Here is a 19,535-nt window from a genome sequence, read left to right on the forward strand (position 1 = left end):
TTGGCGCACCCACGAAGACCAGCGACCTGCATCCCGCACGATGTTTCCACGACGCGTGCCGTTTCGCAGCCCTCGCCTCAGGTCTTCCGTGGATTCCCCGCCATGACGCTCGTCCAGCTTCGCTACCTCGTCGCCATCGCCGACGCGGGTCTTAATATCACTGCGGCCGCAAGCCGGGTGCATGCCACCCAGCCCGGCCTGTCCAAGCAACTGCGCCAGCTGGAAGACGAACTCGGCTTCCAGCTGTTCCAGCGCCGGGGCAAGAGCCTGCAAGGCGTCACGCCGGCCGGCGAAACGGTGCTACAGCGCGCCCGCGCCATCCTCGCCGAGGCCGGCAACATCCTTTCCATTGCCGCCAACCTACGCAGCGACGTGCATGGCAGCCTGCGCATCGCCACCACGCATACCCAGGCACGCTTTGCGTTGCCGGACGTGGTCAGCGCCTTCACACGCCGCCATCCGCAGGTCAGCGTGCACCTGAATCCCGGTCGTGAATCCGGGGTGTTGCCCCTGTTGCGCACCGGGGGCGCCGAACTGGCCGTGGTCAGTGGCAGCAGTGCGCTGCCGCCTGCGGGCATCGCCCTGCCCGCCTATCGCTGGAATCGCATGATCGTGGTGCCCAGGGATCATCCATTCGCGCGCCGCTCCCGTCCGCCATCCCTGGAAGAGCTAGCCGCCCAACCGCTGGTGGGCTATGAGTCGTCGCTGCGACCGGATTCCGCCCTGCAACGCACGTTCTTCGGCGCCGGCCTTCGGCCGCGCATCGCCATGACGGCGGGTGACGGCGACCTCATCCGCACCTATGTCCGCGAAGGACTGGGCGTGGGCATCCTCGCGGAAATGGCCGTGGCACTCGATGAGCGCGATCTCGTCGTGCTGCCGGCAGATCATCTGTTCGGCGAATGCACCACCTGGATCGTGCTGCCCGACGCCCTGGTGCCACGCGACTACCTGCTGGATTTCATCCACGCCTTCGCGCCGCATATCGACCCGCGCGACGTGCGCCGCGCCCTGGCCGGCGACGGCAACCGCGACTGGCCGCTGGCACCGCACTGGCGGGAACGCTTCGAACAAGCCGAAGAAGCCGCCTGACCCATGTAGGAGCGCGCCTCGCGCGCGACCGGTATGGGCGATATCCGGCAAGCCATCGTGCATCTTCGCCCATACCGGTCGCGCGCGAGGCGCGCTCCTACACGAGGCCGGGCTCGTCGGGGCGGACGAGCAACACTTACTTCACCCCGTCATGGGGCACTGCGGATACTCTGACCCTGGCTTCTTCCATGGGTCACGCATGCCGCCGATGTCCGAATTCCTTACCTTTCTCGCCGCCGGCGCGCTTGCGCAGCTGGTCGATGGCGCGTTGGGCATGGCGTTCGGGGTGGTCTCGGCAGGCATCCTGCTCGCCCTCGGGCTGCCGCCTGCACTGGCCAGCGCCAGCGTCCACTACGCGGAAACCTTCACCTGCGGCGCGTCGGGCATCAGCCATTACTTCGCGGGCAACGTTCGCAAGCGCCTCCTGCTGCTCCTGGCGCTGCCCGGGCTGGTGGGCGCCACCATCGGTGCCTACGTGGTCAGCCATGTGCCGGCCGGCTGGATGAAGCTGGCGCTGACACCTTACCTGCTGGGTGTCGGCGTGTTCCTGATCCTGCGTGGTGCGAAACAGGCTCGCGCCACCGACGACAATCCCGCTGCGCCTCGCTGGCTGGGCTTCGTGGCCGGCCTCGCCGACACCATCGGCGGCGGCGGATGGAGTGCGATCAACGTCACCGCCCTCATCGCACGCGGCGCCACCCCGCGCATCGTCGTCGGCACGGTACACGTGGCGAAATGCATCGTCAGCGCAGCGGCGAGCGTGAGCTTCCTGTTCCATGTCGGGCCGCCGCATATCGTCTCCGTCGGCGGCCTCATCGTGGGCGGCATGGTGGCGGCGCCCTTCGGCGCGCTGTTCGCCCGCCACGTTCCCGCGCGGGCCATGACATGGCTGGCGGCGCTAGCCGTGCTGGGGCTGGGCCTCAACAACATGGCCCATGCGTTCGGCTGACACTGGCGCCGTGGCATTCGGGCAGATGCCGGCCATGTGTTCCTTCAGCAGGTCGATGAAGGCACGCACCTTCACCGGCGGCTGCTTGCCGGGATAGACAGCATAGACACCGCCCTGGGGCAGCCGGTAATCCAATAACAGCGATATAAGGCGACCCGCTGCGATGTCGTCCTCCACCAGGTAGTCCGGCAGCACGGAGAGGCCTGAGCCTGCCATCACGAAGGCATGGGCCGCTGGCGTGCTGTTGGCGCTGGCGACCGCGCGGGTCTGCACCACGTGCTCGGCGCCCGACGCATCGGTAAAGGTCCAGCGGGTGGGCGAGGACAGCACGGTCAGGGCGATCCAGTCGTGCCCGGCGAGGTCGTCGGGCGTGAGTGGCGTGCCCCGGCGCGCCAGATAAGCCGGCGAGGCCACGAGACACTGGCGGAACGAGGACAGCTTGGCGGCCCGGTGGCTGGAATCGCGCAGCCAGCCGATGCGGATGGACAGGTCGAAGCGCTCGGCGATCAGGTCCACGATGGCGTCGCTCACCACCAGCTCCACGTCTACCTGCGGGTAACGCGCTACGAAGGCCGCCAGCGCCGGGGCAACGATGGCCGGGCCATGGTCGCCGGCGGCGGCTACGCGAAGCGTACCCATCGGCGTGTCGCGGCACTCGCCCAGCCGCGCGACGGCGGCATCTGCGTCGGCCAGCACCCGGGCGCAGTCTTCGTAGAAACGCTCGCCAGTGTCCGTGAGCGACATGCGCCGCGTGCTGCGCAGGAGCAGGGTCACCCCGAGTTCTTCTTCCAGCTTCGCCAGATGCTGGCTCACCATGGCCTTGGTCGTGCCCAGCTGCTCGGCGGCAGCGGTGAACGAGCCGGCCCGGACCAGGGCCACGAAAACGGCGAGGCGATTGAGGTTGAGCTCCGAACTGGGCATGGATGGGCGCTCGATCGTAAAGCCATACTTTACGATGAATTGTCTTGAAAGGCGTATTTCCGAAACGATCAAGAGCGCATCCTTGGCCCATTCTCTTTCCTTACCCTCAAGGATCCACCCATGAAGATCGTCCTGTTCGGCGCCACCGGCAACATCGGCAAGGTCATCCTCGACGAGGCCCTCGCCCGCGGCCACCAGGTGACCGCCGTGGTCCGCGACCCGGCCAAGGTCGCCACGAAGCATGCCCATCTCCACGTGGTCCAGGGCGACGTCGCCCACCCGGCCACCATCGCGGCCCCGCTGGCCGGTGCCGATGCGGCCATCGCCAGTCTCAATGACCCCAATCCCGTCAACGTCCGCACGCAGGCCGAAACCCTGCTCGGCGCCCTGGACAAGGCCGGTGTCCGCCGCTTCGCCTGGGTGGGTGGCGCCGGCAGCCTGCTGAACGCCGAGGGCGTGCGCGTGATCGACGACCCGCACTTCCCGGAAGCCTGGAAGAACGCCGCCAACGGCCAGGTCGCGGCCCTGGACGGCTTCCGCGCCAGCCACGCCAACGTGGACTGGACCTACATCAGCCCGGCCAAAGTCATTGCCCCGGGCGAGCGCACCGGCCAGTTCCGCGTGGGCGGCGACCAGGTGCTGGTGGACGCCAAGGGTGAAAGCCACATCTCCATCGCCGACTTCGCCATCGGCGTGCTCGACCGCATCGAGAAGGGCGACTCCGCGAAGAAGCGCGTGACGTTCGCTTACTGATATCCCCTTTCGGCGACAAAGGCCCCTGTAGGAGCGCGCCTTGCGCGCGACCGGTGCGGAGCGAAAGATCACTACGCTCCGTACCGGTCGCGCGCGAGGCGCGCTCCTACGGGAGAGTGGGCTGGCGGCTATACTGCGTCGATGAACTATCGCCACGCCTACCACGCCGGCAACTTTGCCGATGTCATGAAGCACATGGTGCTCGTGGCCCTTATCGACGCCATGAAGCAGAAGCCCACGCCGTTCTGCTACATCGAAACGCACGCCGGACGCGGCCGCTACGACCTGCGCGGCACCGAGGCCCGCAAGACCGGTGAGTCCGACGAAGGCGTCGCCGTGCTGAAGACGGCCACCGGCCTGCCACCGCTGCTGTGGAAGTGGCTGGAAACCGTCCGCGCCTGCAACGAAGGCGACGACACCCTCCGCCATTACCCCGGCTCGCCGTGGATCGCCGCGCACCTGATGCGCGACACCGACACGGCCCAGCTGTGCGAACTGCACCCGGAAGAAGCCGGCCAGTTGCGCCACCTGTTCCACAACGACAAGCGCGTGCACGTGCACCACCGCGACGGCTACGAGGCCATGAAGGCCCTGGTGCCGCCGAAGGAAAAGCGCGGCGTCGTCCTCATCGACCCGCCCTTCGAGCAGCAGGAAGCCGAATTCCGCATCATCGAGAAGGCGCTGGCGGCGGCCATGGAGAAATGGCCCGGTGGCATCTTCGCGGTCTGGTACCCCATCAAGCTGCGCAGCCACGTGCAGCCCTTCCATCGCTGGCTGGCCACCAAGAGCGGCGCCAAGCGCGTGCTGGCGGCCGAACTGCTGCTGCGCCCTGACGACTCCCCGCTGCGGCTCAACGGCACCGGCATGGTCATCGTCAATGCGCCCTGGAAGCTCGACGATACGATCCGCGATTCCCTGCGCCTGCTGCCGAAGCTGCTCGGCCAGCCCGGCGAGGCCGAATACCGGCTGACCTGGCTGGTAGAAGAAGGCAAGGACCCAGCGCCCATGCACACCGCGCATCCGCCGCGTTCATTGCCGAAGCGGTAAAGTCGGCCCATACGACAGGAGCCGACCCATGCGCACGATCATCGCCCGTCTCGCCATCCCCGCCTCCCTGCTTGCCATGGCCCTGGCCGGCTGTGCGCCGGCACCCATCTACAAGCCGACGGCGAACACGGTGGCCGTGCCCCCGGCGCAGGTGGCCCGCGAACCGGAGCGCTACGGCACGTCCGACGTGATCTGGGGCGGCCGTATCGTGCAGGTGCGTAACTTCAACGATCACAGCGAGATCGAAGTGCTGGCCTATCCGCTGGACAGCTCGCAGCGTCCCAAGGCCAACGATTCGGGCAACGGCCGTTTCATCGCCTCGATGCCCGGCTACGTCGAAAGCCTCGACTTCCCGGCAGGCGGCATGGTCACCGTCGCCGGCAGGCTCAACGGCACGCGCTCGGCCAACGTGGGCCAGGCTCCTTACACGTTCCCCCTGGTGTCCGTGAACCAGTCGCACGTGTGGACGGCCAAGGAAATGTCCGGCGGCCATCCCAACGTCAGTTTCGGCGTGGGCGTCGGCGTCATCCGCTAAGCCGCCAGCCGGCCCCGCATAGCGTCTTATACTTCCCCCGCCGCAAGGGTCGCGGCGGGGGAAGACCATTGCCTGACGATCGTGGCCAGCTTTACCTGCGCGCCAAACCCATCGCGCTTGCGATGCTGGATCTGCCCGAGGGCCGGCGCAAAGACCATCTCGCCAGCGCCTGTGGCGACGATGCCGCGCTGCTGGCCGAAGTGGAGTGGATCATCCGCGCCGCCGAAACCACGGAACCCTCCTGGCCATCCCTTCCCGGCGCACTGCCGGTGGATGGCGACCGCCTGACGACCGCCCTTCCCGCGCAATACCGGATCGAGCGTGTCCTCGGCGAGGGCGGCATGGGCGTGGTCTATCTGGCGGAGCGCACCGTTGATTCCGGCCCGGCCAATGCATGGCAGCAGCCGGTTGCCCTCAAGCTGCTGCGATTCGCAGGCTTCGAAGGCAGCGAGGCTCACCGCCGTTTTGCGGAGGAACGCCGCATCCTGGCCACGCTCAGTCACCCGCACATCGCTCATCTGCTGGATGCGGGCCGCACAGGCGACGGCGTGCCTTATCTCGCGATGGAATATGTCGACGGCGAACGCATCGACCATTGGTGCCAGGAGCGGCGGACATCCCTGCGTGACCGCATCGCGCTGTTCCTGAAGGTATGCGATGCGGTGCAGTACGCCCATGGCAAGCTGGTGATCCACCGCGATCTCAAGCCGGCCAATATCCTCGTGACGGCCAGCGGCGAACCGAAGCTGCTGGACTTCGGCATATCGCGCCTGCTCGATGGCCCGGATGTGCTGGTCGATGCACGGACCACCACCGTCCATCGTGCGCTCACGCTGGCCTATGCCAGTCCCGAGCAGGTGCGCGGACAGGCACTCGATGTCCGCGCGGACGTCTGGTCGCTCGGTGTCGTGCTCTACCAGCTCGTGTGCGGCAAACGTCCGTTCGACGATGCGACCGGCACCTCTGCTCTGGATCTGTCCAACGCCATCGTGGACGGCAACCTCGTGGGCCCCAGGCGCCACGCACCGAAAACCGTACCCGTGGATATCGACGCCATCGTCATGAAGGCGCTGCGTATCGATCCGCAAGATCGCTATGCCAGCGCCGCTGCGCTGGCCCACGACCTGCGACGCTACCTCGACGCCCGGCCAGTACTGGCAAGCCAGGGCCGTCGCTGGTACCGCGCGCGGCTGTTCGCGCGTCGTCACCGGATCGCCCTGGGCGTGGCAAGCCTGGTCAGCCTGCTTGCCATCGCATTCGTCGTCACCTTGCTGGGCCAGCTACAACGGGTGCAGCAGGAGCGCGACAAGACCCAGGCCGTGGCGGGTTTCATGAGCGACCTGTTCGAACATGCCGACCCCGGGCACGCGCAAGGCGAGAACCTGCGCGTACGCGACATGCTCGATCGCGGAGCGCGGCAGGTCGCGGACGATGCACGCCTGTCGCCTGAGGTCAAAGCGGCCCTGTTGCTGTCCATCGGCAAGAGCTACAACGCGCTCGACCAGGGTGCGCGTGCCATTCCCCTGCTGCGCCAGGCCATCGCCTTGCAGTCGTTCAGTGATGCGCCGGCACTCGACAAAGGACGCGCATGGGCCGCGCTGGCTCGCGCCTATGGCATCCAGACGGACGCCATTCCCGCCGCTGATGCCGACCGGCAGGCGCTGGCCCTGCTGGCAAACGCAGCAAATGTTCCGAAGAACGAACGCTACACCGTGCGCACGCATCTGCTGCTGCAGGAACTCAATGCAGGCACGGCAACTCCCATGTCGCTGGCGGAACGCCTTCGCTCGCTCGTTGCCGAACTGGAGCACGAGCAACCCGCCCTGCCGGTAGAGCAGGAGCAGGCGTTGACGACCTGGGCCCTGGCTCTCAGCCGCGCAGGCCAGCACGCGCAGGCCGTGACGGTGGCGCAGCGTGCCTCCGCACTGTCGGCCACGACGTATGGCAAGGACGATCCTGAACGCCTGCACGCGGACTTCGTCCTCGCGACAGTTACCAGCGCACGTGATCCCGCCACGGCGGCCGGCATCTACGAACGGTTGATTGCAGACCGGACACGCATGCTCGGCACGAAGGGCGCAGGCATGTCGACCTTGCAAGGGTATCTGGGGCTCACGCTCGCGGGCACGGGAGAACATGCACGCGCAGCGGCGATGCTGGAACAAGCCTATGCATCATCGCTGGACGAACCGGAACCCCGCGTGGATTTCCAGCACAGCGTGTTGCTGGCGCTGGCGAGCGAATACCTGGAACAGGGACGATATCGCGACGCCGCAGCCGTTATCGCACCGCATCTGGAAGCCATGGCCAGTCAGGCACGTGCCGGTGCTGCGTGGCCCCTGGTCAATTTCACCGAAGCGTTGAACACGCTCGAAACCGTCGCCCTGCACGAAAACCGGCTGACCGAGGCCGAGGCGCTGGTCGCCCGCCTGCCTGCCCTGCCCGAACCGGGGACGGCACCGGACGCATGGACCGCCGCCCTCGACGGCACCGGTGCATTGCAGGTGGCACGACACCGTTTTGCCGAGGCACGCGATACCTTGCATCGTTTCGACGACATCAACCGCCGGCTTGGCGCCGCGCCGGACAGTCTTCCCGTGCTGCGCGCCCGGTTGCTGGAAGCACGACTGCTGGCTGCGCAAGGCGATACGGTCGGCGCAAAACGCGTCGCAGACAACGCGGCGGCACTCAGGAAGGGCCGATGCGATCGAATCGACCGTGAGTTGCGGGCCAGCGCCTACACCACTCCGATCGCGACGTGCACGGTTGCAGCGATCCACGGAATATCGCCATGAACGACATCACCACCGACAAGGAGGTGACAGAATGGCTGCACCGCGCACGCTCCGGCGACGTACAGGCACTGGATCGTGCCCTGCGCGAAATGTATGCCGCCCTGCACTCGCTTGCCCTTGGCAAGCTCCGGCAGAACCGCAGCGAACGTACCTTGAGTGCCACGGCCCTGGTCAACGAAGCCTATCTCAAGGTCTTCGGCGGTCAGGCAAACCCTGCATGGGACGATCGCGGCCATCTGCTGGGCGTGGTGGCGCGGGCCATGCGCGAGGTGCTGATCGATGCAGCTCGACGGCGCCAGGCGGCGAAACGACCGCAGGATGCCGACCGCCTGCAACTGACCGAAATCGCCGCATCGATGAACGACGATGTGGATCCCATGGCGCTATCCGAAAGCCTTGATCTGCTGGAACGGCTCGATCCACGCCAGGCGCAGATCGTGACGCTGCGTTTTTTCGTCGGCATGAGTGCGGAGGAAATCGCCGCCGCCCTGGGTATTTCGCCAGCAACCGTGCAACGCGAGTGGCGCGTTGCACGGGCGTGGCTGCAACGGGAACTATCCCGCTGACATGCGTCAGAGCGACTTGTTCACGGTGAGGCGAATGGACTGGTCGCGCATGTGTGGCTGCACGAGGTAGCTGTATTCGCTTCCCAGCGACCATCCGCCCGAGAAGCCAAGATCGAGCCCGAGGCCGACCTGCACACGGGTACCGTTGGCACTGTAGGGACTGGACATGACGCTCCACTCTCCTGCGGAAGGTATCTGCGCATAGGTCAGCAACATGCGGCTTTCTCCCTGGAAATCGTGCCCCACCTCGATTCGCGCACGCGGCGCGAGCGTGCCCCAGGCCTGTTCGCTTTCTCCGCTGACGCGCAAGCCGACGGCACCGATCGAACTGCGCACCAGTTGTCGTCCATAGGACAGTGCGCTGGTCACGGGGCCGTTTTCGGCGAAGCCGTTCAGTGACGACAGCGACCACGAAGCGCGTGCATACGGCGACCATGACCACGCCCCCGTCCGGTAGGCCAGACCCGTCGTGACCGAACCGAACCATTGCTGGCCCGTACGCCTGCCCGCCAGTTGCCGCCCGCTATCGGCATCCATGCGACGGCTGTCGAAGCGCAGGCCACCGCCGCCGATCACCAGGTCGATATACATACCTTCGCCTGGTTGAACGCTGCCGTAGATCGCCGCGCTATAGCCCTGAGCGGTGCTGTGCGCACCCTCGCGACCGATGTCGCTGTTGTCGTGCGAATAGCCAAACGCCATGCCAAGCAGGCCATGCTCGCCTACGCGTACGTCGGCGCCCGTACTGATACTCACGGTATCGCTGTCGAAACCCGACCCACCACGACGCGCATCGAAGCTGCCGAAACTCGCCTGTCCACCCAGCCAGGTACGTATGCCATGGTCGGCCGCTACGACAGGCGATGCCTGTGCCGTGTCGGTTTCCGTGCCGGCCGCTCCGATACCCGGGCGAGCGGACATGGGCACGGCGCGACCGTTCACGTTCAACGCCAGCCGGTTGCTGACGACAGGCGCATCATGCAGCCGGTCGTGCAGGCTTTCCAGGCGCCCCTGGATGTTATCCAGCTGCCCTTGCGCGAAGCGGCGTGCCTGTTCCACCTGCGCCGCGACGATGCCAAGCGCATCGGCGTTCTTCGACGGATCGGGCTGGCTGCTGACCAGTACGAGCACACTGACCGGCAGGATCGCGCCGCCGTTCGTGGTGAGCGTCGCGCTGACCTGTGCGAGCCCATGGAACGATGGCTGCGACGTAAAGCTCAGCACGCCTTGCGGCGACAGGGACACCTCCGCTGCCTGCCCCGGCGAAATGCCGCTCAGGCTCGCCGAGGCAATACCGGGCTGAATGCTTGAGAGGTCCACCGTCACGGTGGCTCCGGGCAAGGCCGTGACGGTGCGGTTCAACACTCCCGTACCCCCTTCGCGGGTCACGGTGACCGTCACGGTGGCGGGTGCCGACATGGCGAATGCGGTACCCGATCGATAGGCAAACGTATCGGTTCCGATGAATCCATTGGCCGGTGTGTAGACGAGGGTTCGTCCGCTCGCCACCACGTGTCCGTGGGCGGGAGAGTTGCCGATATCCAGGCGGTCCCATGCCTGCGGACCGGGTGTCCCCGGTGCCGGCAGGATCGTGACCGGCACGCCCACCGTGGTGACCACGGCCAGGGGCTGGGGCGTCGGCACCGCCAGTGCGTTGACCGTGATCAACACGCGACCTGGCGACGAATGCCCCATGGCATTGCTGGTGATGTAGGTGAAGCTGTCTGTCGCCCCCTGGAAGCCCTCGGCGGGTACATAGGTCACCACCGTTCCAGAAACGGTCGCCGTGCCGTGTGCAGGCGGCATATCGATACTGACCTGCGCAATGCCCGTGCCGTTCGTCGCCGTTCCCAGATCAACGCTGATGGCTTTGCCGTAATCCGTGGCGAGGGTCTGGTCGAGCGCCGTGGGTAACGCCATCGGAACGACCGGGCGGGACGCGGCGGACGGTACACTGGTGCCCGCTGCATTCGTTGCCGTCACGGTGAACGTATACGACGTACCGTTGGCAAGGCCGGTCACGGTCAATGGACTGCCACTACCTGCGGCCGTGACTCCACCGGGTTGCGAGATGACGACATAGTTCGTGACTGGCGAACCGCCGTCGTCCGCCGGAGCGGAGAAAGACACCGTCGCCTGGCCGCTACCTGCCGAGACCGCGCCGATGAAAGGCGCATCGGGCACGCGGACGGGAACACGTCCCACGGCAACCGATACGCGTCCGGGGGATGAACGTCCGACGGCATTGGTGGTGATGTACGTAAAGCTGTCCGTGTCACCCTGGAAGCCATCGGCCGGTGTGTAGGTTACGACCGTGCCGGACACCGTCGTCTTGCCGTGTGCTGGCGGTGTATCGATGGTGACATCCGTGATGCCCGCGCCATTCGTCGCCACACCCAGATCGACACTGATGGCCTTGCCGTAATCCGTGGACAGGTTACGGTCGAGCGCGGTGGGCAATGCCATGGGTACGACGGCGGAGGACGCGGCCGATGACACGCTTGTACCTGCGGCGTTGGTCGCCGTGACGCTGAAGGTATACGACGTGCCGTTGGTCAGGCCACTCACCGTCAGGGGACTGGCCGCGCCCGAGGCCGTGGCGTTTCCTGGATGCGAGGTCACCACGTAATTCGTGACCGGCAGGCCACCCGTGTTCACCGGCGGCGAGAACGCTACCGTCGCCTGTCCGTTGCCTGGCGACACCGCACCTATAACTGGGGCATCGGGGGCGCTGACGTAGGTGAACGGGCCACCCGTGGCGCTGCCCGCATCGGTCGTCACGGTGACACCAACCGTCCCCGTGCCGGCAGGTATCGTCGCGTTGATCAGCGTGTCCCCCGCCACGGTGAACGCCGCCGGCTGACCGCCGAAGGTCACCGCCGAGGTGCCCAGGAATCCTGTTCCCACCACTGATATCGTCGCGCCGGGCCTGCCGGACGATGGGGCGATCTGGGTCACCGTCGGACCCACCGAGCGGCAGCTGATCGCATAGTTCGCCACCAGGCCGGGCGTGGCCTGGGTGGTGGTCACGAACAGGGTCGCGGGGCCACCGAGCACGGATCGTGGCATCGCCACCGATTGCGTGGTCTGCATGGTGTCGAGAAAGTTCGTGACCGAAATCACGGCGACATCGAGCCGGATGAGATCGCCGCGGGCATTGGGAGAGGACGACGTCAGTGCCACCAGGTCGCCAGCGTTGAAGTTGATGCCCTGCGATGGATTGAGCGTGACGGTCTGTCCCGGCCCCAGCTGTCCGCTCTTCCCGTCGATGAGCCGGCACCCCGTGGATGCGTAACCGGCCTGCGGAGCCACGGCCCCCAGGAGGGCCAAAAGCCCCGCGGTGGCCCAGGTCCGCAGGCGTGCGGCCATCGCCCGCGGCGAAATGATGCGATGCATGAAGATCCCCTGTTCGGTACTACCTGCAAGGGAGTGCGTAAAACGATCAGGAATCCTGTCAGACGGCGCAGAATTTCAAGTACAAGAGCCTCTGGCAAGAGGCAGGATGAGCTAAGCCCACGCCATATCAAAAGGCACCGGTCGTCTCGACCGGTGCCTTTGACTTGCCAGAGTCGTTGTGCGCCTGCCGGTGAAAACGAAACGGATCAGAACGACTTGTTCAAGCTGAAGCGAAGCATCTGGTCGTGTGCCCGCGGCATCGTCAGGTAGCTGTATTCCGTACCCAACAGCCAACCGTTGGTCCAGCGCAGATCCAGGCCCAGCCCCATCTGCACCCGGGTTCCGCTAGAACTGTATTGGTTACCCAGGACACTCCATTCCCCTGCCGAAGGAATGAAGGCGTAGCCCACCGTCGTGCGACTCGTACCCTGGAAATCGTGTCCTGCTTCCAATCGCGCCCGTGGGGCAACGCTTCCCCAACTGGTTGCAAAATCGCCGCTTGCACGCACACCAATGGCCGCAACAGTGCTACGAACGGTCTGGTTACCATAAGCAAGTGCACCAGTCACTGTCCCCTCCTCTGCGAACCCGTTGAGCGACGACATGGACCAGGACGCACGTCCGTATGGCGACCACAGCCAATGCCCTGTCTTGTACTGGAGACCTGCAGTCAACGAACCGAACCACTGGTGGCCGGTACGGCGCCCCGTTAATCGCTGCTCGCTGTCTGCATCCTTGCGACGGCTATCGAAGCTCAGGCCACCACCGCCAAGGACAAGATCCACATAGGAATGCTCCGCTGGCTGCACACTGGCGTAGAGAGCTGCGCTATAGCCCTTTGCAACACTGCGCGTTCCATCGTTCCCGACGTCGGCGTTATCGTGCGAGTAACCAAAAGCAACACCCGCCAGGGCATGATCGCCAATCCGGGTATCCATACCCGCGGTCAGGCTGATCGTGTCGCTGTCGAAGCCCGCTGCCCGCCGATAGGACTGGAAGCTACCGAAACTGGCCTGGCCGCCGATCCACGCCCTCAGCCCGTGTTCGCTGGCCACATCGACCGGATCCCCAGACCGTTCCCCGCTTCCGGCAACCGAGCTTGCCGCGCCCTTGCCCGTACGCTCAAGACCCTGCTCACCGGCACTTCCTGCCCGTTGCATGGAGAACGGCCGGCCATTGACGGTGAGCGAAACGTTGTTCGAGAAGGTCGGCACCTCCGATCGGTCATGCAAGGTTTCCAACCGTCCACCGATCGTATCTATCTGGCCCTGCGCGAAACGACGAGCCTGCTCCGCTTGAGCATTGACCAGACCAAGCACGCTGGCATTCTTCGACGGATCTGGTTCGCTGCTCACGAGCACCAGCACGTTCACGGGCGTGCTTGCGCCGCCGGAACCTGACAATAAAGCGCTGAACTGCACCAGGCCACGGAAATCGGCAGTGGATGTAAATCGCAGAAGACCCTGCGCAGACAGCGAAACCTGTCCGGCGTTGGCCGGCGACATGCCGACCAGCGAAGCCGCAGTGCTTCCTCCGGGTGACATGGTAGACAGATCCACGTTGACAGGCACCCCAGGTGCCACAGTCACGGTACGGCTGTTCCCCGCGGCTCCTCCGGCACGAGTTACCGTGACGTTCACCGCAGATGCCGGCGACATGCCAAACGCATTGCTCAGCTGGTAGGTAAACGTATCCACACCGACAAAGCCCGGGGCGGGCGTGTAGATCAGGCTTCGACCATCCACTCTCACCTGCCCGTGTGAGGGTGAAGATCCCACCAGAATGCTGTCCCAAGTTCCCTGAGCATCTGTGGGCGGCTGTATGGTCACCGGGGAGTCAACGGTCGTCGACACGGGGAACGGCTGCCCGGTGGGTACATTGCCATAGGTAAATTGAAGCGGTCTGGAGTCCCCGCCGCCGCTCGTGGTCACGACCACGGGCACCGTTCCCTTGCCTGCCGGGACGCGAACGGTCAGTTGCCGGTCACTATTGATAGTAAAAGCTGCCAGCTGATCGCCAAAGTGCACTGCGGTTGTATCCTGAAGGGATCCCTGCCCCTGGATGACGACATCCGTTCCGGCAGCACCGACAGAGGGCGAAATGGAATTCAAGGTCACCGGTGGCGACTCGCAGGCAACTGAATAACTTATCTTCCCTGCATTCTGAGCGGAGGCAGATACCTGGATACTTCCCGCAGGAGCGATGAATTCATCGCCCTTGGAAAAAACGCCGCGTTTTGACGCCGGATGACCTTCTACCACCCCTAGGAGAAAATTAATCGGCGTACCGTTCAGCATAATAAAGTCGGCATGAGCTCCCCCGTCAACGGACTCGGCGTGAAGCTCAATGTCGTCTAGAATGACAAACTTGGCATTCTGGCTCGGGTTGAGCACGATAGTCTGCCCTGGCGCAACTTCGCCCGACAATCCGTTGATGAGCCCGCAAGCTTGGGATGCAAAAGCAGGCTGAGAAGATGCAACGATAAACAACGCCAATAGAGCGCCCGGAATGCGAGCACGCATTCCGGTACGCCGTGAGCGAAGCGGCTTAATAAATTCCATATCCATCCCCTATGTACCTAGTTCCAGGCACGTAACCAGACAAACCCTGTCTCCCGACCAAGTGTCAGGAACCTGCGATAATATTCCAGAATCGGCGAACTGGCACCTTTACCTCGTGAGGCAGACCATTCATGTCAAAATCCGCCGATTCGAAGCGCGCCATCTTCCTCGCGCTCGGAGCCAACTTCGCCATCTTCGTCGCCAAGCTCGTGGCGGCCCTGTTCACCGGCTCGGGCGCCATGCTGGCCGAAGCGGTCCACTCGCTGGCCGACTGCGGCAACCAGGGTCTGCTTCTGCTCGGCATGCGCCAGGCCAAACGCCCGCCATCACCGGAGTATCCGCTTGGCTGGGGCCGTGCCCTGTATTTCTGGTCGTTCCTCGTCGCCATCCTGCTGTTCAGCGTGGGCGGCATGTTTTCGGTGTACGAGGGTGTGCACAAGCTCACTCATCCCGAACCGTTGCGCTGGGCGTGGCTGGCCGTGGGCGTGCTGGCCTTCTCGATCGTCACCGAGGGCATCTCCATGCACGGCTGCCTGCAGGAGGTGAACAAGGCGCGTGAGGGTCGCAGTCTGTGGCAGTGGTTCCGCGAGACACGGGCCAGTGAGCTGCTGGTGATCTTCGGCGAGGATCTCGCCGCCCTGCTGGGGCTGACCTTCGCCCTTGCCGCCGTCCTGCTGACCATGGTCACCAGCAATCTCATCTACGACGCCATCGGCACCATCGCCATCGGCGTGCTGCTGATCGTGGTCGCCGTGGCGGTGGCCCGCGAGGTCAAGGCCCTGCTGATCGGCCAGGGCGTGGAGCCGAAGCGCAGGGCCGAGATGGTGGCCTTCCTGGAGGCCCGGCCGGAGATCGACCTGGTCTACAACCTGCTTACGCTGCAGATGGGCACGGATGTCATGGTGGCCATCAAGGCGCGCATGGCGCCTGCACCGACGGCACGGGCCATGATCGAGGCCATCAATATCGTGGAGGCCGATTTCAAGGCGCGGTTCAAGGATGTGCGTTGGAGTTTCTTCGAGCCGGATATTGCCGATTGAGCTGGCCGGTGGGGCGGCCTGGACGGAAGCCTCGGCCTGACCGGTCGCGCGCAAGGCGCGCTCCTACAGGGTAGCTCCGGCTGGCTGGTCGCGCGCGAGGCGCGCTCCTACAGGGTGGCTCCGGTTGGCGGGTCGTGCGCGAGGCGCGCTCCTCCAGGGGGCTTGTGTAGGAGCGCGCCTTGCGCGCGACCGTGACCCTCGGCGCCCCACTGCACCCGGCGTCGGCAACGCCTACAAACCCACGAAGGCAAGGCCTTCATGACGGGGTAGTACAATCACCGGCTTGTCCGCAAGCCGAGCCGTCGATCCGATGCCCGTAGCGATTCCCCGTCCGCCCCTCCCCGCCAACGCCAAGACCCGCCGCTACTGGGCGGTGCCGAACGGCTCCTCCTGGGCCCTGGAAATCGCCGAGGCCGCCCGGGCGCACGATGGCCTGCTGGTAGTAGTCACCCGGGATACCCGCAGCGCCGACAACCTGGAAAGCGAACTGGGCGTCTTTGCGGGCGAATTGTCCGTGCTGCACTTCCCCGACTGGGAAACCCTGCCCTACGACGTCTTCAGCCCCCACCCCGAGGTGGTCTCCCAGCGCATCGCCACCCTGTATCGCCTGCCTTCGGTAAAACGCGGCGTGCTGGTGGTGCCGGTCGCCACCCTCATGCAGCGCATCGCCCCCCGCAACCACATCACCGGCTCCGGGCTGGTGCTGCGCAAGGGCCAGAAACTCGACATCGTGGCCGAACAGCGCCGGCTGGAAGCTGCCGGATACCGCAACGTGCCGCAGGTCTCCGAGCCGGGCGACTTCGCCGTGCGCGGCGCCCTCATCGACATCTACGCGATGGGCGCCAGCGAACCCTACCGTGTGGAGCTGTTCGACGACGAAGTGGAATCGATCCGCACCTTCGATCCGGAAACCCAGCGCTCGCAGCAGCAGGTCGAAAACGTTGAACTGCTGCCCGCCCGCGAGTTCCCGGTGACGGAGGAAGCCGCGAAGACCTTCCGCGCCGCACTGCGCGACCGCTTCCCCATCGACGTGCGTCGCTGCCCGCTGTACCAGGACATGAAAGAAGGCGTCACGCCCGGCGGCATCGAGTACTACCTGCCTCTGTTCTTCAGCGCCACGGAAACCCTGTTCGACTACCTCGCTGGTGAAACGCTGTTCGTGCTGGGCGACGGCACGCTCGACGCCGCCGACGCCTTCTGGACACAAGTGGCCGAGCGCTATGACCAGCGCGCGCACGATATCGAACGCCCGGTCCTGCCGCCTGCCGATATCTATCTCGCCCCGGAGCAACTGCGCGAGCGCCTCAACAAGCAACCACGCATCGATGTCGTGGCGAAAGACCACGAGCACGCCGTGGACCTGGGCACGCAGCCGGCTCCGGAACTGCCGATCAACCGCAAGGGCGAGGAGCCCGGCACGGCCTTGCGCCATTTCCTGGCGCATTATCCTGGCCGCGTGCTGGTGGCCGCGGATTCCGCCGGTCGTCGCGAGGCGCTGATCGAGCAGCTCGCAGGCGCCGGCATGAAACCGGCAAACATCGACGGCTGGAAAGCCTTTCTCGCCAGTGACGAGAAGCTGACCATCACGGTCGCGTCGCTGGAGCAGGGTTTCGCACTTACGAAGCCGGCGCTCACCGTGCTCACCGAACGCGAGCTGTTCGGCGAACGCGTACGCACCGACCGGCGCAAGCGCGCAGGCGCCGCGCGCGATCCGGAAAGCATCATCAAGGACCTCACCGAGCTGTCCATCGGCTCGCCCATCGTCCATATCGATCACGGCGTGGGTCGCTACCAGGGCCTGCTGTCGCTCGATGTGGGCGACATGCCCGGTGAATTCCTCACCATCGAATACGCCAAGGGCGACAAGCTCTACGTGCCCGTGGCACAGCTGGGGCTGGTCAGCCGCTACACCGGCACGGCACCGGAACTGGCGCCACTGCACTCCCTGGGCGGCGACGCCTGGGAACGCGCACGCAAGAAGGCCGCCGAAAAAGTGCGCGACGTGGCCGCCGAGCTGCTGGCAATCTACGCGCAGCGCGAAGCCAAGCAGGGCGAAGCCCTGCCTGTAGACAGGCAGATGATCGAGGAATTCGCCGCTACATTCCCCTTCGAGGAAACCGCCGACCAGCAACGCGCCATCGACGCGGTGATCGCCGACCTGGCACGGCCCCGCGCCATGGATCGCGTGGTCTGCGGCGATGTGGGCTTCGGCAAGACGGAGGTTGCCCTTCGCGCCGCCTTCGCCGCAGCCACCGCCGGCAAGCAGGTCGCCGTGCTGGTGCCCACTACCCTGCTCGCCCAGCAGCACTACCGCAACTTCGCCGATCGCTTCGCCGACTGGCCCGTGCGCGTGGAAGTACTCTCGCGCTTCAAGTCGAAAAAGGAAGTGGACAACGCACTGGAACGGCTGGCCGACGGTCAGGTGGATGTCATGGTCGGCACGCACAAGCTGTTGCAGGCAGACATCCGCTTCAAGAACCTCGGCCTGGTCATCGTGGATGAGGAACAGCGCTTCGGTGTACGCCAGAAAGAGCAGCTGAAGAAACTGCGCGCCGAGGTCGACCTGCTCACCCTCACCGCCACGCCCATCCCGCGTACGCTGAACATGGCCATGAGCGGCCTGCGCGATCTCTCCATCATCGCCACTCCGCCGGCCCACCGCACGGCGGTGCGCACGCTGATCTCCACCTACCAGCCCGCCATGATCCGCGAGGCGATCCAGCGCGAGCTGTCGCGTGGCGGCCAGGTGTATTTCCTGCACAACGAAGTGGAGTCCATCGAGCGCATTGCCCGCGAACTGGGTGAGCTGGTGCCCGAAGCACGCATCCGCGTCGCGCACGGGCAAATGCCGGAGCGCGAGCTGGAACAGGTCATGGCCGACTTCCACCGCCAGCGCTTCAACGTGCTGGTGTCCACCACCATCATCGAATCCGGCATCGATATTCCCACGGCGAACACCATCATCGTGAACCGTGCAGACCGTTTCGGCCTCGCCCAGCTGCATCAGCTGCGCGGTCGCGTCGGCCGTTCGCATCACCGTGCCTACGCCTATCTCATCGTGCCGGATCGCAAGGCGATGACGGCCGACGCCGAGAAGCGCCTGGAAGCACTGGCTTCCCTGGAAGAACTGGGCGCCGGCTTCACCCTTGCCACGCACGATCTCGAAATCCGTGGTGCGGGCGAGATGCTGGGCGACGAACAATCCGGCCAGATCCAGGAAATCGGTTTCGGCCTCTACACCGAACTGCTCGACCGCGCCGTGCGTGCGCTCAAGTCGGGCAAGGTGCCTGACTTCGACCTCACGTCGGAACACGAGACGGAGGTGGAATTGCACCTGCCGGCATTGATCCCCGAGGATTACCTGCCGGATGTGCATACGCGCCTGACGCTATATAAGCGCATCGCCAGCGCGAAAGATGACGAAGGCCTGCGCGAGCTTCAGGTTGAGATGATCGATCGCTTCGGCCTGCTGCCCGACCAGACCAAGTGCCTGTTCGCAGTGGCACAGCTGAAACTGATGGCCACGCCGCTGGGCATCCGCAAGCTGGACTTCGGCGCAAACGGTGGCCGCGTCACCTTCCGCGACAAGCCGGATATCGACCCGATGGCGCTGATCAAACTGATCCAGCAGCAACCGCGTGTGTTCAAGATGGACGGGCAGGACAAGCTGCGCGTCATCATGGATCTTCCCGGCAGCAGTGAGCGGATCAGGGCAGCGCAGGAAACCCTCGTCTCACTGGGCGCCTGCCGCCCGAGCTAACGCTACGTGCGATGGGCACCCGGCCGCACCAAATCCCGTGTAGGAGCGCGCCTCGCGCGCGACCGGAGTCAGCGTAAAAACCGGTCGCGCGCAAGCACGCTCCTACAGGTCATGGCCAGT

12 protein-coding genes are annotated in these 19,535 nt (G+C 65.4%); 9 read left to right on the forward strand and 3 right to left on the reverse strand.

Annotation, left to right across the window (positions count from 1 at the left end; translation table 11 throughout):
* Positions 1–102 precede the first annotated feature (102 nt).
* Both HBF25_RS06655 and HBF25_RS06660 read left to right on the forward strand, forming a co-directional pair.
* Entirely contained in the window at positions 103–1,092 is a 990-nt protein-coding gene (locus HBF25_RS06655) for a LysR substrate-binding domain-containing protein (RefSeq protein ID WP_166947159.1), read from the forward strand.
* Between the two features lie 208 nt (positions 1,093–1,300).
* Entirely contained in the window at positions 1,301–2,041 is a 741-nt protein-coding gene (locus HBF25_RS06660; RefSeq protein ID WP_341778051.1) for a sulfite exporter TauE/SafE family protein, read from the forward strand.
* On the opposite strand, the gene HBF25_RS06665 is transcribed toward HBF25_RS06660, so the two are convergent.
* Positions 1,991–2,962 carry a LysR family transcriptional regulator gene (locus tag HBF25_RS06665; protein WP_166947161.1) on the reverse strand — a complete coding sequence of 324 codons (972 nt, stop codon included), beginning with the start codon at positions 2,960–2,962 and terminating at the stop codon, positions 1,991–1,993. The genes HBF25_RS06660 and HBF25_RS06665 overlap by 51 nt on opposite strands.
* 120 nt (positions 2,963–3,082) lie before the next feature.
* Here HBF25_RS06665 and HBF25_RS06670 point away from each other — a divergent pair, with 120 nt between their 5' ends.
* The 5 genes from HBF25_RS06670 to HBF25_RS06690 all read left to right on the forward strand — a co-directional run bounded on the left by HBF25_RS06670 (position 3,083) and on the right by HBF25_RS06690 (position 8,658).
* Positions 3,083–3,715, forward strand: a complete 633-nt coding sequence (locus HBF25_RS06670; RefSeq protein ID WP_166947162.1) for an NAD(P)-dependent oxidoreductase — start codon at positions 3,083–3,085, stop codon at positions 3,713–3,715.
* Positions 3,716–3,856: 141 nt separating this feature from the next.
* Positions 3,857–4,762, forward strand: coding sequence for a 23S rRNA (adenine(2030)-N(6))-methyltransferase RlmJ (locus tag HBF25_RS06675; RefSeq protein ID WP_166947163.1), 906 nt, complete (start codon positions 3,857–3,859; stop codon positions 4,760–4,762).
* Between the two features lie 28 nt (positions 4,763–4,790).
* The gene (locus HBF25_RS06680; RefSeq protein WP_166947164.1) at positions 4,791–5,297 is read left to right on the forward strand and encodes a Slp family lipoprotein; all 507 of its coding nucleotides are present in this window, start codon (positions 4,791–4,793) and stop codon (positions 5,295–5,297) included.
* Between the two features lie 68 nt (positions 5,298–5,365).
* Positions 5,366–8,092 (forward strand): serine/threonine-protein kinase, encoded by a 2,727-nt coding sequence (locus HBF25_RS06685; protein ID WP_166947165.1) that lies wholly within the window; start codon positions 5,366–5,368, stop codon positions 8,090–8,092.
* On the forward strand, positions 8,089–8,658 hold the full coding sequence (locus HBF25_RS06690) for an ECF-type sigma factor (protein WP_166947166.1): 570 nt from the start codon (positions 8,089–8,091) through the stop codon (positions 8,656–8,658). Before HBF25_RS06685 ends, HBF25_RS06690 begins: the two co-directional genes overlap by 4 nt.
* A gap of 6 nt (positions 8,659–8,664) precedes the next feature.
* On the opposite strand, the gene HBF25_RS06695 is transcribed toward HBF25_RS06690, so the two are convergent.
* Positions 8,665–12,054 carry an autotransporter domain-containing protein gene (locus HBF25_RS06695; protein WP_166947167.1) on the reverse strand — a complete coding sequence of 1,130 codons (3,390 nt, stop codon included), beginning with the start codon at positions 12,052–12,054 and terminating at the stop codon, positions 8,665–8,667.
* A gap of 206 nt (positions 12,055–12,260) precedes the next feature.
* Positions 12,261–14,621, reverse strand: a complete 2,361-nt coding sequence (locus HBF25_RS06700; RefSeq protein WP_166947168.1) for an autotransporter domain-containing protein — start codon at positions 14,619–14,621, stop codon at positions 12,261–12,263.
* Between the two features lie 125 nt (positions 14,622–14,746).
* Between HBF25_RS06700 and HBF25_RS06705 the strand changes: the two genes are divergently transcribed.
* Complete coding sequence (locus HBF25_RS06705) at positions 14,747–15,655, forward strand: cation diffusion facilitator family transporter (RefSeq protein ID WP_166947169.1); 909 nt, start codon at positions 14,747–14,749, stop codon at positions 15,653–15,655.
* A gap of 310 nt (positions 15,656–15,965) precedes the next feature.
* Entirely contained in the window at positions 15,966–19,415 is a 3,450-nt protein-coding gene (gene mfd, locus HBF25_RS06710; RefSeq protein ID WP_166947339.1) for a transcription-repair coupling factor, read from the forward strand.
* The last annotated feature ends 120 nt before the right edge of the window (positions 19,416–19,535 follow it).

The organism is Luteibacter anthropi (genome assembly GCF_011759365.1).
Taxonomy (GTDB): domain Bacteria; phylum Pseudomonadota; class Gammaproteobacteria; order Xanthomonadales; family Rhodanobacteraceae; genus Luteibacter; species Luteibacter anthropi.

What these genes read in the sequence shown, in the direction of transcription:
- HBF25_RS06655 (WP_166947159.1), top strand. Translation starts at nt 103, where the DNA reads ATGACGCTCGTCCAGCTTCGCTACCTCGTCGCCATCGCCGACGCGGGT.
- HBF25_RS06660 (WP_341778051.1), top strand. Translation starts at nt 1,301, where the DNA reads ATGTCCGAATTCCTTACCTTTCTCGCCGCCGGCGCGCTTGCGCAGCTG.
- HBF25_RS06665 (WP_166947161.1), bottom strand. Translation starts at nt 2,962, where the DNA reads ATGCCCAGTTCGGAGCTCAACCTCAATCGCCTCGCCGTTTTCGTGGCC.
- HBF25_RS06670 (WP_166947162.1), top strand. Translation starts at nt 3,083, where the DNA reads ATGAAGATCGTCCTGTTCGGCGCCACCGGCAACATCGGCAAGGTCATC.
- HBF25_RS06675 (WP_166947163.1), top strand. Translation starts at nt 3,857, where the DNA reads ATGAACTATCGCCACGCCTACCACGCCGGCAACTTTGCCGATGTCATG.
- HBF25_RS06680 (WP_166947164.1), top strand. Translation starts at nt 4,791, where the DNA reads ATGCGCACGATCATCGCCCGTCTCGCCATCCCCGCCTCCCTGCTTGCC.
- HBF25_RS06690 (WP_166947166.1), top strand. Translation starts at nt 8,089, where the DNA reads ATGAACGACATCACCACCGACAAGGAGGTGACAGAATGGCTGCACCGC.
- HBF25_RS06695 (WP_166947167.1), bottom strand. Translation starts at nt 12,054, where the DNA reads ATGCATCGCATCATTTCGCCGCGGGCGATGGCCGCACGCCTGCGGACC.
- HBF25_RS06700 (WP_166947168.1), bottom strand. Translation starts at nt 14,621, where the DNA reads ATGGATATGGAATTTATTAAGCCGCTTCGCTCACGGCGTACCGGAATG.
- HBF25_RS06705 (WP_166947169.1), top strand. Translation starts at nt 14,747, where the DNA reads ATGTCAAAATCCGCCGATTCGAAGCGCGCCATCTTCCTCGCGCTCGGA.
- mfd (WP_166947339.1), top strand. Translation starts at nt 15,966, where the DNA reads ATGCCCGTAGCGATTCCCCGTCCGCCCCTCCCCGCCAACGCCAAGACC.